Below are 13,521 nucleotides of genomic sequence, written 5' to 3'. Positions count from 1 at the left end.
CCTATAACTGCGGCGCCGCAGGCAACCAGAGTCGGCTTTGACGCAAAATAATTGGCAATGGCCGAATATCCATACTCTCAACCTTGGAGGCTTTGAGCTCTGGGTCTTCATCTTGATAAAACAGCAGGCAGGCCAACGCCAGCACACCGACCAGAGTCACCATCAAAAATGCACCTGTGTAGGTTACCGGCAAAATATCCTTGGCCAGCAAGGCCAGTTCTGGCCCGAGGAAGGCGGCGAGTAAACCACCAAGCAACACCCGGCTGGCTGCCTTGGCAGACAGAGTCGGCGCCACTGACTCCATGGCGGCAAAACGGTATTGCTGAATAATGGCGCCGCCGCATCCGAGCAGCAGACCACTGCCACAAAATCCCCAGAACTGGGCATACCAAACACTAAGCGCCGCCATAGCGCCGGCCACACTGGTCAGCAGGGCGCCACCGATAAATACCCGTCGCCGACCCAAACGCTGCATCAAGATATTGATGGGCACAATCGCTACAGCGACTCCGACTACCATCATGGCGATAGGCAGTGTCGACAGCGAGGGAACCGGGCTCAGCTCTGCCCCTATGATGCCTCCGAGCAATACCATGATAGGTGTGGCACTCATGGCAAAGGCCTGCGCCAACATCAACACCCAAACATTTAGCGGCATAAAGGCATCCTTGAATAAAAGTCGAGACAGATAAAAACCTTGAACAGGTCAACAAACATACATAGAGTTAACCTAAGCCAATCAGTTTTAACATTTTCATTCAAGGAAGAACACTGTGGGAAAGCGAAACTGTATCAGAGTGCTACTGTTGACCTTGCTTCTGGGCATCGGAGCAGGCTGCAGCAACCAGCCATACTCTCCTTCTCAGGATCTCTATGACAACGTGGCCGACAATGTCGAGCAGCGCAATGAAAAGCTGGCGCGGGATCAACAACCAAGCGATGACAGAGTACGCAGTGAAGATGTCAGCAAGGGAGTGATGGCTACTCTGGTTAGCTCCTTTTTGGTCGGCATAGCGACTCTGTTTGGCAGCAATTAACTTGGCCCCCTTTACAGCAGTTAAAGTTTTTTCAACATGCCCACCCTTGCGAAGCGACTTCAGGGCTTGCCATAATCCGCTATCACTCATAAAGACAAGGTCGGCCAAGGGTACCCAAGCCGACCATCAGCGGAGCCCCTATGTTGCAATCACAATCGCCCAAGAGCCCCCATATCGCATCACGGCTTAATGCCGTGCGCAGCGAAATGGCCAAACACCAACTCGATGCCTTTATCCAGCCCCGTGCCGACGAGTATCTCGGCGAGTATGTGCCGGCGCACAACGAGCGTTTGCATTGGCTGACCGACTTTACCGGCTCGGCGGGGATGGCGATTGTGATGAAGGACAGCGCCGCCATTTTTACTGATGGTCGCTACACAGTGCAGGTGAGGCAACAGGTGGACTCGACCCTGTTCAGTTATGAGAGCCTGACAGATATGCCCCAGGCACAATGGTTGGCGGAAAAGCTGCCGGCCGGTTGCCGCATTGGCTACGATCCCAGGTTGCATACCCTGGCCTGGCAGCAAGATGCCGAAGCCACACTGAGCAAGGCGGGTATGACACTGGTGGCGCTTGACGACAACCCGGTGGATTTGCACTGGCAAGGCAGACCCGTGCCGGAAAACAAGCCCATTATCCTCTTCAATGCCGAGTCTGCCGGCAAGAGCAGCGAACAGAAGCGCAGTGAAATCGGCGCCCTGGTGAAAAAGGCCGGGGCCGATGTAGCGCTGATAGCGGCGCTGGACTCCTTCTGCTGGTTACTCAATATCCGCGGTCAGGACGTGCCCAGGTTGCCCGTGGTACTGGGCTGTGCCCTGCTGGAAGCCAATGGTGAGATGACACTGTTTACCGAGCTTGCCAAATTACCCCAGGGGATTGAAGCCCACGTAGGGGCCGGTGTCAGCTTCCGCGCCGAGTCGGAGCTCGCCGAAGCGTTGCAAGCGCTTGAAGGCAGAAAGCTTTTAGCCGATCCCAATAATGCCAACGCCTTCAGCCAATTACAGGCCAAAGCCGCTGGCGCCAAACTGATCGCCGGACTCGATCCTGTGGCACTACCCAAGGCCTGTAAAAACAGTGCCGAACTGCAGGGAATGCGCGCCAGCCATATCCGTGACGGCGTTGCCGTGAGCCGTTTCCTGGCTTGGCTGGATGCCGAAGTGGCTGCTGGCCGACTCTATGATGAAGGCACTCTGGCGGATAAGCTCGAGAGCTATCGCCTTGAGGATCCGCTCTACCGCGAGCCAAGCTTTGACACTATTTCCGCCACCGGCGGCAATGCGGCCATGTGCCACTATAACCATCTCAACGGCACTCCGGCCATGATGGAGATGAACAGCATCTATCTGGTGGACTCTGGCGCCCAGTATTTGGACGGCACCACGGACGTTACCCGCACCATAGCCATAGGTGAAGTCAGCGCCGAGCAGAAAAAGATGGTGACCTTGGTGCTCAAGGGGCATATCGCCCTGGATCAGGCCCGCTTCCCACGGGGCACTACGGGACAACAACTGGATGCCTTCGCCCGTCAATACTTGTGGCAGCACGGTTTTGACTACGACCACGGCACGGGCCATGGTGTTGGCCACTTCCTCAGCGTTCATGAAGGCCCACAAAGAATAGGCAAGAACCTCAATGCCATCCCCTTGCTGCCCGGAATGGTGCTTTCCAACGAGCCCGGCTATTACCGTACAGATGCCTTCGGTATCCGTCTGGAAAACCTGGTGGAAGTACGCCCCTGTGAAGCGCTCAAAGGGGCCGAGCGGGAGATATTCGAGTTCGACGCTCTGACTCTGATCCCCATGGATAAACGCTTGATAAACAAGAGTCTGCTTACTGAAGCTGAGCTCAATTGGTTCAATGACTATCACAGCCGCGTTTATCAGACCCTGTCACCGCTGATGAGTGGCGAATCACTGGCCTGGCTCGAACAGGCCACCTCGCCGCTGTAACGCCCAAGGGCGCCGTCAATGGCCGGCGCCCTTTGTCAAACTCTCTGAGCTATTCGCGAGAAGATCCGCCCCTTGAATTGGGATATAATAGCCGCCATATAGCCGTTATTATTTTGCCATGAGAATCTCAATCCCATGATAAGTACCACCTTTGATCAGTATCTGGAGTTTCCAACCTCCTTCCCATTTAAAGTGGTTGGCGATGCCAGCGATACCCTGGCCGACCGCGTAGTCGAAGTCGTCCAGAAGCACGCCCCCGGCGATTACAGCCCCACCACCAAGGCCTCCAGCAAAGGCACCTATATCTCGGTGACTATAAATGTGAGAGTGACCAGCAAGGAACATATCGAAACCTTGTACACTGAACTTGCCGCTATTGAAGGCGTTCGCCGAGTACTCTGATACCTGGCACTCGGCAGAGAAAGTGTGATCTGGATTACATTTTACCTGCCGAAGCGTATAATACCTGCCGGTATCAAAGAGTGAGCACAGCTTGATACTGATTGGTATCATCTCAAACAGAGGGGGAGACGTTGCCCTTGCCAGACAATACATTGCATATCCGCCACTTGGGTAACATGGATTATGAGACTGTATGGCATGCCATGCAGCACTATACCGACACCCGTGACGAACACAGCCCAGATGAACTCTGGCTGGTGGAGCATCCACCGGTTTTCACCCAAGGCCAGGCCGGTAAGAGTGAGCATCTACTCAACACCGGCGATATCCCGGTGATCCAGGTGGATCGCGGTGGCCAGGTAACTTACCATGGCCCGGGGCAGTTGGTCGCCTACCCTCTTATCAACATCAAACGGCGCAAGCTTGGGGTAAGACAGCTGGTTACCGACATAGAACAAAGCCTGGTGGAGCTGCTCAAGCGCTTCGATATTCCAGCCTACGCCAAGGCCGATGCGCCGGGTGTCTATGTCGAGGAGCGTAAAATCGCCTCTTTGGGGCTGAGGATCCGTAAGGGATGCTCATTCCACGGCTTGGCGCTGAATGTCGACATGGATCTCGCCCCTTTTCGTCGTATCAACCCCTGTGGTTATGCCGGACTCGAAATGGCCCAGTGCAAAGCACTCGGTGGCCCCCAGAGTGTCGAGGAGGCAGGCCAACACCTGATTGAAACTTTTAGCCAACGTTTGGGCTATGAGCAAACAGTGCATCACCAAGGATTAGCAGAGTCATATGAATAGGCCAGAAAGATTACAGCCCGGTGTGAAATTGCGGGACGCCGAAAAGGTCGCCCGAATACCGGTCAAAGTTGTGCCATCAGAGCGCGACACCATGCTGCGCAAGCCCGATTGGTTGCGGGTTAAGCTGCCATCTTCCAATCAGCGGATCCTGGATATCAAACAGGCACTGCGTAAAAATGGTTTGCACTCAGTGTGTGAAGAAGCCTCCTGCCCGAACCTGGCCGAGTGCTTCAACCATGGTACTGCCACCTTTATGATCCTCGGCGCCATTTGTACCCGGCGTTGTCCCTTCTGTGACGTAGCCCATGGCCGTCCACTCAAGCCTGACGCCGAAGAGCCACTCAAGCTGGCACAGACCATCAGGGATATGAAGCTCAAGTATGTGGTGATCACCTCTGTGGATCGTGACGATCTGCGTGACGGCGGCGCCCAGCACTTCGCCGACTGTATCCGTGAGATCCGCAAACTCAACCCTGAGATCAAGATAGAGATATTGGTGCCTGACTTCCGCGGCCGTATCGATCAGGCACTGGATATTCTGGCGACCGAGCCACCGGATGTATTCAACCACAACCTGGAAACGGCTCCGGCTCACTATCGTAAGGCCCGTCCCGGTGCCAACTATCAGTGGTCATTGGATCTGCTCAAACGCTTTAAAGAACGCCATCCGGATATCCCGACCAAGTCGGGGATCATGCTCGGACTGGGTGAAAGCAATGAAGAGATTGAACAGGTGCTCAGAGATCTGCGCGCTCACAATGTCAACATGCTGACTCTGGGCCAGTATCTGCAGCCATCCAAGTTCCACTTGCCGGTGGAGCGTTACGTGACTCCCAAGGAGTTTGACGACTTCCACAACCTGGCAACCGAACTTGGCTTTACCCACGCCGCCTGTGGCCCGCTGGTTCGCTCAAGCTACCATGCAGACCTTCAGGCCCAGGGGAAAGAGGTCAAATAGACCAAGCCCAAGCACCTAAAGAAACAGCGCCCAAAGGCGCTGTTTTTCTATTCATAGGTACAATGATGGGCCTAAAGATTAGCGGCAAAGGCTCTGACATAGCAGTCTCTGTCCATATTAGCCGGGATGAGCGAAGAAGAACCAAGAGACTAAGATGAGTGAAGAGACAACTCCATCAACAGAGCATCTTCCCGGCCCTCTTTGGCCTGATAGTAATCGGCCCTGGAGCCGGTCTCAATAAAGCCCAGGCGCCGGTACAAGGCGATAGCCGCGGCATTACCCACCCTGACTTCCAGCAATAATCTCTCCACACCAGTCTCTTTAAGCAGCTCGATTGCCGCCTGTAATAATTGCCGCCCCACCCCCTGACCTTGTGCGGCAGGAGCGATACAGATATTCATCAGGGTCGCTTCCTCGAACAAGACCTGCAGCAAGCAAAAGCCTTGAAGCTCCGGTCCTAGATATAACCCCAGAGCCCGGTAAAAACGGCCAAAGCAACTGCCCAGAGTCGCCTCACTCCAGGGAAACTCATGGGCCAGTTGTTCAATTTTCATCATCTCGTCGAGGTCATCGGCCTCCAAGGCTCTGATTGCAATAACCTCTGTCACTTCGCCTCCAACCTGTGCCAAATCTGTTGCCATAGGCCGCGCTTGCCCTCACTGCCTGACATTAATTGCGCCGGCTGCGATGAATTCAGCCAGGCCCCTTCAACAGGTTCAGGGAACATATTCCATATCACCTCTTGCCCAGCCACAGGCCGATTACCGACGCTGCACTGCCCGGCCTCCAGTCCCAATAACGTCAACACCTTGAGCACCAGAGGATGTTGCAATACGCTCTCGTCAGCATCAGGCACCAACAGCATGAAAGGCACCTGGGAGGGAGAGTCTTGTCTACTGCGCCACAGCTCTATTCCCATGGCGTGCAGATATTTATTCATGGTGATTGCGCTCCGCTTTAACGCAGTTTGAAAATGTCGCCCAAAACCCATAGCCGAGGGACGAACAAGAAGGGCAAAAAATGACTGAAAGAAACCCGCAACAGAGCTTCCAAGTTAAGCGCTTTAGAATACCAGCTTGCTCAGCAACTGTCTGTGACCTGAGAGCAAATCCCCCGGCAATTTACTTAAACAAAATCGATTGCAGACATCTACTTTATCCACTTTAACTAATTAGCCTCCGGAGTAATATAGAAAACAGATCATTTACGGAGGTTATATTATGAATATCAATATCGGGATCAACCAAGCCGATCGCCTGGAAATAGCCAACGGTTTGAATCGCTTACTTGCTGACACCTACAGCCTTTATCTTAAGACTCACAGCTTCCACTGGAACGTGACAGGTCCCATGTTCACCAGCCTACACCAACTGTTTGAAGAGCAGTACACCGAATTGGCTGCCGCGGTGGATGTCATAGCAGAGCGGGTCAGAGCCCTGGGTGAAAGAGCCTTGGGATCCTACAGCGCCTACGCCGCTCAGACCGAAATAAAAGAAGACTCAGGCATCACAGATGCCAAACAGATGCTTGAGGAACTGCTGGAAGGCCAGGAGATCATTATTCGAAACGCCCGGGCACTCTACCCTCTGGTGAACCAGGCCAATGACGAAGCAACGGCAGATCTGCTGACCCAGCGTATTCAGTTACATGAAAAGACCGCCTGGATGCTTCGCAGCTTGTTAGTGCAGTAATTACTGCACTAACACCCAAGCCGACGGCAAAGGCCAATGAGCGACATAACACCGTCCGTGCCAGTCTTCGAGAGTTAGCCATAACTTATCGGCCGCGCCAAACGCGGCCGGAGCTATGGCGTGTACATGTTGGCCGTGGCGACTTCCGTGCAAGATGCCACTCTCACCTTGCTGCAACACCTCCAGCGCCAGTGGCTCAGGACCAATATTCAGGTATCCCTGGCGAATATCACTCACTTCTCCTGCAATAAACCTCAGGGCAAAGTCCTTCACATATTCACCATGGTGCAGATAAGCCGGCGCCATATCGGCCGGAGTGGCCTCTACCTCGAACGGCCCGGCACTTACTGATGACCAGCTCACAGGTAATTCAGGCGTCAAGGAGCGATAGAGAAACCAGATGGGCAGCAATAACAACACTCCGTTGAGCTTGAATTTATTGCGCTGCCAAAAAGAAAGCCGTTTCTTCATCAATAACTCTCCTGTTGCTCTGCCACTAATGGCACCTCTTGTTGACGCCTGCTCGCCTTGAATATGCGACTGCTCCAGATCATAAATCCGGTGATAGACATACCACTGAGTAATAAGCCAAACAGGAACCATATTATCTTGGTCCAAACGCCAGCCAAAGTGCCGTAATGCAAGGGATCGGCAATATGCATCATAGTTTGCAATGGGGTCATGGTTTGTGGTGACTTGCTACTGACGATTGCGCCGCTCCAGGGATCCAGTTCCAGTCCGTAGGCATACTGGTCATAAAACAGGAAATCGCCACTGCCCTGCAAACGATAGAGGTCCCGGTTGTGCTCCGGCAAACTGATATAACTGGGATGAAAGTCGGGAAACTGCTCTTTGGCCTGTAACAGAGCCTGTTTAAGACTCAAAGAGGGCTGAGGTCTGGCTTCGCCCATTGGCACATCGGCGATATCAACCAGAGGCGTGTGGGGCTCGATATCGACATCGGCATGCCACATTATTCCTTGTGCCAGATACCAAAGACCGGTAAGACTCATCAGGACAATAAACCAGATAGACCAGACACCCAGCAGGCGATGCAAATCTGTCACCAGGGTTCTCTTACCTTGGTTGAATCTTAATTTGGGGCTGAAGAAACTACGCCAGAAACGCTTGTATATAACCATCCCGGATATCACAGACCCCAACATCAATAGTGATAAACCACTGACCAGGTAATACCCGACACTAAAACCGTTTTGCCAGGGAAACAGCAACCAACCATGCAATGAGCGCATAAATCCTATGAAGGTAATACCACTGTTCACCTCCTGGATCTCTCCGCTGTACTGGTTCACATAAGCGATAGCAAAGGGCTTGTCGACATCGGAGAACACCACGGCATTCACCAGATAAGGCTCAAACAGCATCACATTGCTGACATCGGCATCAGGGTAAGCACGCTGCACATTCTCCACCAACTCGGCAACGCTCTTTTCCGGTAAAGCATCCGGATTCAATGCCCTGGCCGCGGGATTCGTCAGCCAGGTAATCTCATGGCTCAAAACAGCCACTGTCCCGGTCAAACATACGAAGCAGAACAGCAACCAGATAGGCAATGAACACCATCCGTGAAACAGGAACCACATGCGATTACTTATCTTCGGCATAGTTTCTCATGGCTAAAAAATAAAGCTGAATTGTAAATACAATAGAAATCATTATCAATATCGCAATAATAACTACAGAAAAACCAAGTTCAGCTAACACAAGCCATCATATTGAGAGGGGAAATATGCACAGAGTCGTCACTGCCAGCCTGTTGGCGGGCATCAGTCTGGTACCGCAGGCATACGCAAAGGACCAGGAAACCACAACAGACTCAAGCGATATTGAAGTAATACAGATCAAGGGCAGTCGCCTGGACAAGGCTGCCACGGCAACTGGACTGCCACTGACACTCAGGGAAACGCCGCAATCTGTGTCCATCATAGATCAGGAATTTATTCAGAGTTTCTCTTTGAATAATATTGCCGAGATCATGACCCTTAGCCCAGGGATCTATGCCCAGCAGGCTGAAACCAATCGTTACTTTTTCAATGCCAGAGGCAATCCTATCACCAACTTTCAGTTTGATGGGGTGCCGGTCAACTACAGCAGCTTCTTCAACGATGCGGTTACAGATACCATCATCTTTGACCGAGTGGAGATAGTCCGTGGTGCCACAGGGCTCCTGACAGGTGCAGGTGAACCCTCGGCCGCCATCAACCTGATCCGCAAACGCCCCAAGGCCTATCCATCAGGTTATCTGAGTGCCAAGCTAGGCTCCTGGAATAGTTATCGAGTCGAGGGTGACGGCTCATTTGATCTGGACCAGGATGGTAAGTACCAGGCGCGGGTTGCTGCAGCCTACGAGGATAAAGAAAGCTACGTTAATCTCTCGGAAGAGCAAAATCTACAACTCTATGCTGTGTTCAGCGCCGCTCTCAGTGACCAAACCAAACTGTTGATCGGAGCCGATCATAGTAAACGCGATCCCAAAGGCTCAACTTGGGGTGGGTTACCACTGTTTTATGCCGATGGGAGCCTGGCAGACGATCTGTCCACCTCCAGTACCACTGCCGCATCCTGGTCCCGTTGGGAACGGGAAGGCACCAATGTTTTCGCTTCAGTTGAGCACAGCTTCGATAGCGACTGGGATCTGAGAATCGACTTGGAGCACAGAGAAGATGAAATGGATGGCCATCTGCTGTACTTGTCCGGTTATCCCGATAAAACAACCGGCCTGGGAATGGGGGCTCTTCCCATGATTTACCAATCCTGGCGCGATCAAGATGCAGCCAGGCTGTTTGTTTCGGGTCCCTTCGAACTCTTTGGTCGTAGCCACAGGTTGACTGCAGGTCTGCTCTATTCCAAACAGGAAGTGGACGCCGATTCATATTACAGCAGCGACACTCTGCAAGTGGGTAATTTCTTTGAGTGGGATGGCAGCATCAATGAACCCACCTACACACAAACTCCCCAGCGCAGCGAATCGACCGAAACCCAGCAGGGTGCCTATCTGGCTAGCCAATTATCTCTGCATGACGATGTCACTCTTATCTTGGGTGCCAGATTGAGTAAATATGAAATGGAGGTAAACCAGGACAACAAGGATTATAAACATGATGATGTTTTCACGCCTTACGCCGGACTGGTATACAAGCTCAACGATACCCTGTCGCTTTACGCCAGCTATACCGAAATCTTTCAACCCCAGAATGCCAAAGACGTTAATAACCAGTACCTGGATCCCGTCACAGGCGACAACATAGAGTTGGGGGCCAAGGGGGACTTCTTCAACGAAGCGCTGACAGCAAGCCTGGCGGTATTCAAGGTGCAAAAAGATAATGTCGCCGAAGCCGATCCCGGGCAACCACCGCTACCGGATGGCAGCTTCCCTCAACGAGCGGTGAAAGGCACCAACAATAAAGGTTTTGAATTGGAGCTTAGCGGCCACCCCAGCGACGACTTGGACGTGTTCTTCAGCTATACCTATAGCGAATCAGAAAAGGCCGATGGCAGCCCCTTCGGGACTCATTTGCCCAAGCATCTGCTGCGTATTTCCAGCCTGTATCACTTCGACGGGGCGCTGAGCGATCTGACTCTGGGAGGCAACATCAGCTGGCAAAGTAAAACCTACAAAGACCAGGTAGGCCCTAACAAAGCTTCTTCCAGGCAGGATAGCTATTTCCTGGCTAATCTGATGGCCAGCTATCAAATACAGGACAATCTAGTTGCCAGGTTAAATGTCCGGAACCTGTTCGACAAGAAGTATTATTCCAGCATCGACTTTTACAACCAGGGTTTCTTTGGTGAACCGAGAAGCCTGGAGCTGAGTATCAACTACACCTGGTAATCCCTGCTTGCTCATGGTTCAGTAAGCAAAGTGGTAGCTCAAACAGCAGCCTGTAGGGCTGCTGTTTTTATATCGAGAACAGAGAAACTTTGAATGCAGCCATAAAGGAAAACGGCCCGCATATTGCTATGCAGGCCGTCTGGAATGTGGCAGGGGTGGCAGGACTCGAACCCGCAACCGTCGGTTTTGGAGACCGCTGTTCTACCAATTGGAACTACACCCCTGTGGAACGAGGGGCATTATGCAAAAAGCCTTCCTAAAGGTAAAGGACTTTTTGGCACAAACACCTCTGATTGCAGCTTTTTCAGGCAAAGCCAAGCCGTGGTGGGCATCCAGGGTTTTCTCTAGACAAAACCAAGCAGCCGTAAACAGCGAACCAGCCCAGAACATAAGCCAAAGACTCAGGAATATTCGGGCTCAGGTAACAACTGCCGCCAATCAAAAGTCCGTTGCTTATCATGCCCTTTTTGCTGCAACTTAACATCTTGTCTGAAATCTGGAGCTTGAAAGGTTTTCGGATCAGCCTCAGCTATTACATGAAACCTGTCATTCCAGTCGATGCAATATACATGATTACCATCCTTGGCAAAGTAGTGATTGAAAACTACCAAACTTGCACCATCCAATTGTTTGTTTTGCAAAAGATTACGATAAATCACCCTGCCATTATTCAGGGCAAGACACTCAGCGGAGATAAAGCGGCAATTGCTTTGGTAAACCGATTGAGACTTGGCGTTTTTCAACTCGCGGTCATGACGATAAAGCTGTCCTGCAATACTGAAATAATGGTGTCCGAGGTATTCAAAGTTCTCCAGCATCACACGACTCAATTTCTTGCCCCGATAATAGAGCGACAGGCCGTCACTCAATAGGTATTCAGAGTAAAGCTGTACAACGTCTGGCTGAACACCTTTCAATATCTTGCCACGACAGATGACTTTGCTCCCATCAGTGAAATACTCACCACCAATACAAGTAAACGTCGCGGTATTGACCTTACTGAGCTTTAACGCACAAAAATGGTACCTGTCTTCAAGGTCTCGCCAGTAGAGTTGGCAGTCATACAGATAATAACCCTGCTGTAAATATTGGAACTTGCCCGGTGCCAGTTCAGTCAAGCATTGATACTTGTCCTTATCCTGCAGTCGTCCTGCATGGTTTCCTTGCAGACTTTCTCCCGCCAAGGCAAAAGGCGGTAGCGTGAAATAAACCGCCTGCTCAGTAACGGCAAAACCATCACCCAAAAACTGCCAGCTGGGTTCCGTTTCGTCGGTACTGCTTTTGCTGTTTAACAGCCAGGAGTATGTCTTTTCACTTCCCGGATAGAGACTGAAGAAAAGTTGAAGATCTTTTATCTCCGCACTATTCAAGTCGGCCTTCCCCAGATTGTAGCCCCTGTATTTGTCGATGGCATCGAAGCCTAATCCCGTGCGTTCGTTGAAGTTAAAGCTCAGAAAACTATCAGGGTCAGCGCCTTCAATGGCCTTGCCACGAAAATACACCTGACTCGCATCTCGGGCATAATCGCACTCCAGGCCGATGAAACTGACAGCGCAGCTATTGTTTATTCTGGTCGAATTTATGTAGGCATGTTTACTATCGACAGCATAGTATCCCTTTCCCGGAGGTATCCTGAGTTCCCCCTCAATACGCCTACGAGCGCCAAACATCCCGGAGTAAAGATAGCGCTCATCAAATGCATACCATTCATTCAATATTCTCAAGTGACCGTGGACCAGAGGAAAGACACCCCAGCGACCGCTGCGCTCAGGACGTATATAGAGATGAGTCTTATCGCCGTAGAAGTGGCCGCCAAGATGGGCAAAAGCCTTAGTATCTATGCCATAGATAGTGGCTCCTTCCTTATCTTTAATCGGCAACAGGCAACCCTTATCATCCGCTAAGAAAAAGATGTTCTCTTCCCCCCGGTATAGATTAGCCTCAGTGCTATCGACTCTCAGCAAGCGTTCAACCGTGAGTTTCTTTTGGGAATTGGTCTGCTTCATGCCTGACTCCTTTTTCTGGCAATCCCAAGATCATAAACAACCCCAAAAGAAGCACAAGCTGTGATCGATTCATTTCCTGGGAGTCCGGTAACTGTCATCCAAGCGGCATCAAATAGTAATTGAGGGAATAATGGAAAGGTGAACGATGATAGGTTAGCAAGATAGGTGAGTCATCACCATACAGCGCCAGACATCTAGAGCTGGATTAATGCAAAATTCACAGGTTCCAAACGCAAAAAAGCCACCTTGTTCAGGTGGCTTCTTTACTTAAGCCTCGAGTACCTTTATTGAGGATACCGGTTGGGTGAAGTCTTTGTGCTCCAGAGACTGGATAAATCTGCCCAGACAAGCGGGTCAATCTATTCTCAATATCTCCACAGCACCATCTCACATGGGGGCGAAAGACATCTGCTCATCAAGCACAGCTTGATAGATGGCTGTAGCGCGAAGCAGCTTGGCTGCGAGCTGAGGGGCCCGCACTGCGTAAGCAGCTTTGGGCTGCATGTTAAGTCGTTCTCGCTGGAAGCGAGACAAACAGAAAAGCCCTAGCTAAATGCTAGGGCTTTTCTGTTTGTTAGGCGTCTGGCGATGACCTACTCTCACATGGGGAGACCCCACACTACCATCGGCGCGATTGCGTTTCACTTCTGAGTTCGGGATGGGATCAGGTGGGACCACAATGCTATTGTCACCAGACATATTCTTACTGGTTAATTGTCCGTCTGACGGTATTGTTTCCTCGCTACGCTGCTCATGTACTTCAGTACACTGCGCGGCTCGCTCGTCACGGCTTTGTCAGCCAAACAATTACCTGCGTCATTAACCTTT

At 51.6% G+C, this 13,521-nt stretch carries 13 protein-coding genes, 1 tRNA gene and 1 rRNA gene; 7 read left to right on the top strand and 8 right to left on the bottom strand.

Features of this window, described 5'->3' with window-relative positions; translation table 11 throughout:
- Position 1: 1 nt before the first annotated feature.
- A complete protein-coding gene (locus tag ACMHXI_RS18790; RefSeq protein ID WP_338402372.1) occupies positions 2 to 658 on the bottom strand; it encodes an MFS transporter in 657 nt (218 codons plus the stop codon).
- Positions 659 to 773: 115 nt separating this feature from the next.
- Between ACMHXI_RS18790 and ACMHXI_RS18785 the strand changes: the two genes are divergently transcribed.
- The 5 genes from ACMHXI_RS18785 to lipA all read left to right on the top strand — a co-directional run bounded on the left by ACMHXI_RS18785 (position 774) and on the right by lipA (position 5,143).
- On the top strand, positions 774 to 1,037 hold the full coding sequence (locus ACMHXI_RS18785) for a hypothetical protein (protein WP_025009864.1): 264 nt from the start codon (positions 774 to 776) through the stop codon (positions 1,035 to 1,037).
- 140 nt (positions 1,038 to 1,177) lie between these two features.
- Positions 1,178 to 2,986: an aminopeptidase P family protein gene (locus tag ACMHXI_RS18780; protein WP_208162020.1), complete on the top strand. Its 1,809-nt coding sequence runs from the start codon at positions 1,178 to 1,180 to the stop codon at positions 2,984 to 2,986.
- Positions 2,987 to 3,121: 135 nt separating this feature from the next.
- On the top strand, positions 3,122 to 3,388 hold the full coding sequence (gene ybeD / locus ACMHXI_RS18775) for a DUF493 family protein YbeD (RefSeq protein ID WP_028781166.1): 267 nt from the start codon (positions 3,122 to 3,124) through the stop codon (positions 3,386 to 3,388).
- A 137-nt stretch (positions 3,389 to 3,525) separates the two neighbouring features.
- Positions 3,526 to 4,185 carry a lipoyl(octanoyl) transferase LipB gene (gene lipB, locus ACMHXI_RS18770; RefSeq protein WP_025009862.1) on the top strand — a complete coding sequence of 220 codons (660 nt, stop codon included), beginning with the start codon at positions 3,526 to 3,528 and terminating at the stop codon, positions 4,183 to 4,185.
- Positions 4,178 to 5,143 carry a lipoyl synthase gene (gene lipA, locus ACMHXI_RS18765; RefSeq protein ID WP_028781164.1) on the top strand — a complete coding sequence of 322 codons (966 nt, stop codon included), beginning with the start codon at positions 4,178 to 4,180 and terminating at the stop codon, positions 5,141 to 5,143. Before lipB ends, lipA begins: the two co-directional genes overlap by 8 nt.
- Positions 5,144 to 5,292: 149 nt before the next feature.
- On the opposite strand, the gene rimI is transcribed toward lipA, so the two are convergent.
- Positions 5,293 to 5,751 carry a ribosomal protein S18-alanine N-acetyltransferase gene (gene rimI, locus ACMHXI_RS18760; protein WP_413735792.1) on the bottom strand — a complete coding sequence of 153 codons (459 nt, stop codon included), beginning with the start codon at positions 5,749 to 5,751 and terminating at the stop codon, positions 5,293 to 5,295.
- A complete protein-coding gene (locus tag ACMHXI_RS18755; protein ID WP_107111520.1) occupies positions 5,748 to 6,083 on the bottom strand; it encodes a DNA polymerase III subunit psi in 336 nt (111 codons plus the stop codon). Before ACMHXI_RS18755 ends, rimI begins: the two co-directional genes overlap by 4 nt.
- A gap of 280 nt (positions 6,084 to 6,363) precedes the next feature.
- Here ACMHXI_RS18755 and dpsA point away from each other — a divergent pair, with 280 nt between their 5' ends.
- Positions 6,364 to 6,834 (top strand): DNA starvation/stationary phase protection protein DpsA, encoded by a 471-nt coding sequence (gene dpsA, locus ACMHXI_RS18750; protein ID WP_025009858.1) that lies wholly within the window; start codon positions 6,364 to 6,366, stop codon positions 6,832 to 6,834.
- On the opposite strand, the gene ACMHXI_RS18745 is transcribed toward dpsA, so the two are convergent.
- On the bottom strand, positions 6,835 to 7,305 hold the full coding sequence (locus ACMHXI_RS18745) for a hypothetical protein (RefSeq protein WP_044733879.1): 471 nt from the start codon (positions 7,303 to 7,305) through the stop codon (positions 6,835 to 6,837).
- Positions 7,305 to 8,459 carry a PepSY-associated TM helix domain-containing protein gene (locus ACMHXI_RS18740; RefSeq protein WP_413735790.1) on the bottom strand — a complete coding sequence of 385 codons (1,155 nt, stop codon included), beginning with the start codon at positions 8,457 to 8,459 and terminating at the stop codon, positions 7,305 to 7,307. The genes ACMHXI_RS18745 and ACMHXI_RS18740 overlap by 1 nt, the downstream gene beginning before the upstream one ends.
- A gap of 125 nt (positions 8,460 to 8,584) precedes the next feature.
- Between ACMHXI_RS18740 and ACMHXI_RS18735 the strand changes: the two genes are divergently transcribed.
- Complete coding sequence (locus ACMHXI_RS18735) at positions 8,585 to 10,687, top strand: TonB-dependent siderophore receptor (RefSeq protein ID WP_208135457.1); 2,103 nt, start codon at positions 8,585 to 8,587, stop codon at positions 10,685 to 10,687.
- Between the two features lie 147 nt (positions 10,688 to 10,834).
- Here the strand turns inward: ACMHXI_RS18735 and ACMHXI_RS18730 are convergent.
- The 3 genes from ACMHXI_RS18730 to rrf all read right to left on the bottom strand — a co-directional run bounded on the left by ACMHXI_RS18730 (position 10,835) and on the right by rrf (position 13,389).
- Positions 10,835 to 10,911 (bottom strand) — tRNA-Trp (locus ACMHXI_RS18730).
- Between the two features lie 177 nt (positions 10,912 to 11,088).
- Positions 11,089 to 12,693, bottom strand: a complete 1,605-nt coding sequence (locus ACMHXI_RS18725; RefSeq protein ID WP_187575486.1) for a DKNYY domain-containing protein — start codon at positions 12,691 to 12,693, stop codon at positions 11,089 to 11,091.
- Between the two features lie 580 nt (positions 12,694 to 13,273).
- Positions 13,274 to 13,389, bottom strand: a 5S ribosomal RNA gene (gene rrf, locus ACMHXI_RS18720).
- Between the last annotated feature and the right edge of the window lie 132 nt (positions 13,390 to 13,521).

It is taken from the genome of Shewanella sp. BJSY2023SW005, assembly GCF_047314585.1.
GTDB lineage: Bacteria > Pseudomonadota > Gammaproteobacteria > Enterobacterales > Shewanellaceae > Shewanella > Shewanella algae.
This window is presented reverse-complemented; position numbering and strand designations above follow the sequence as displayed.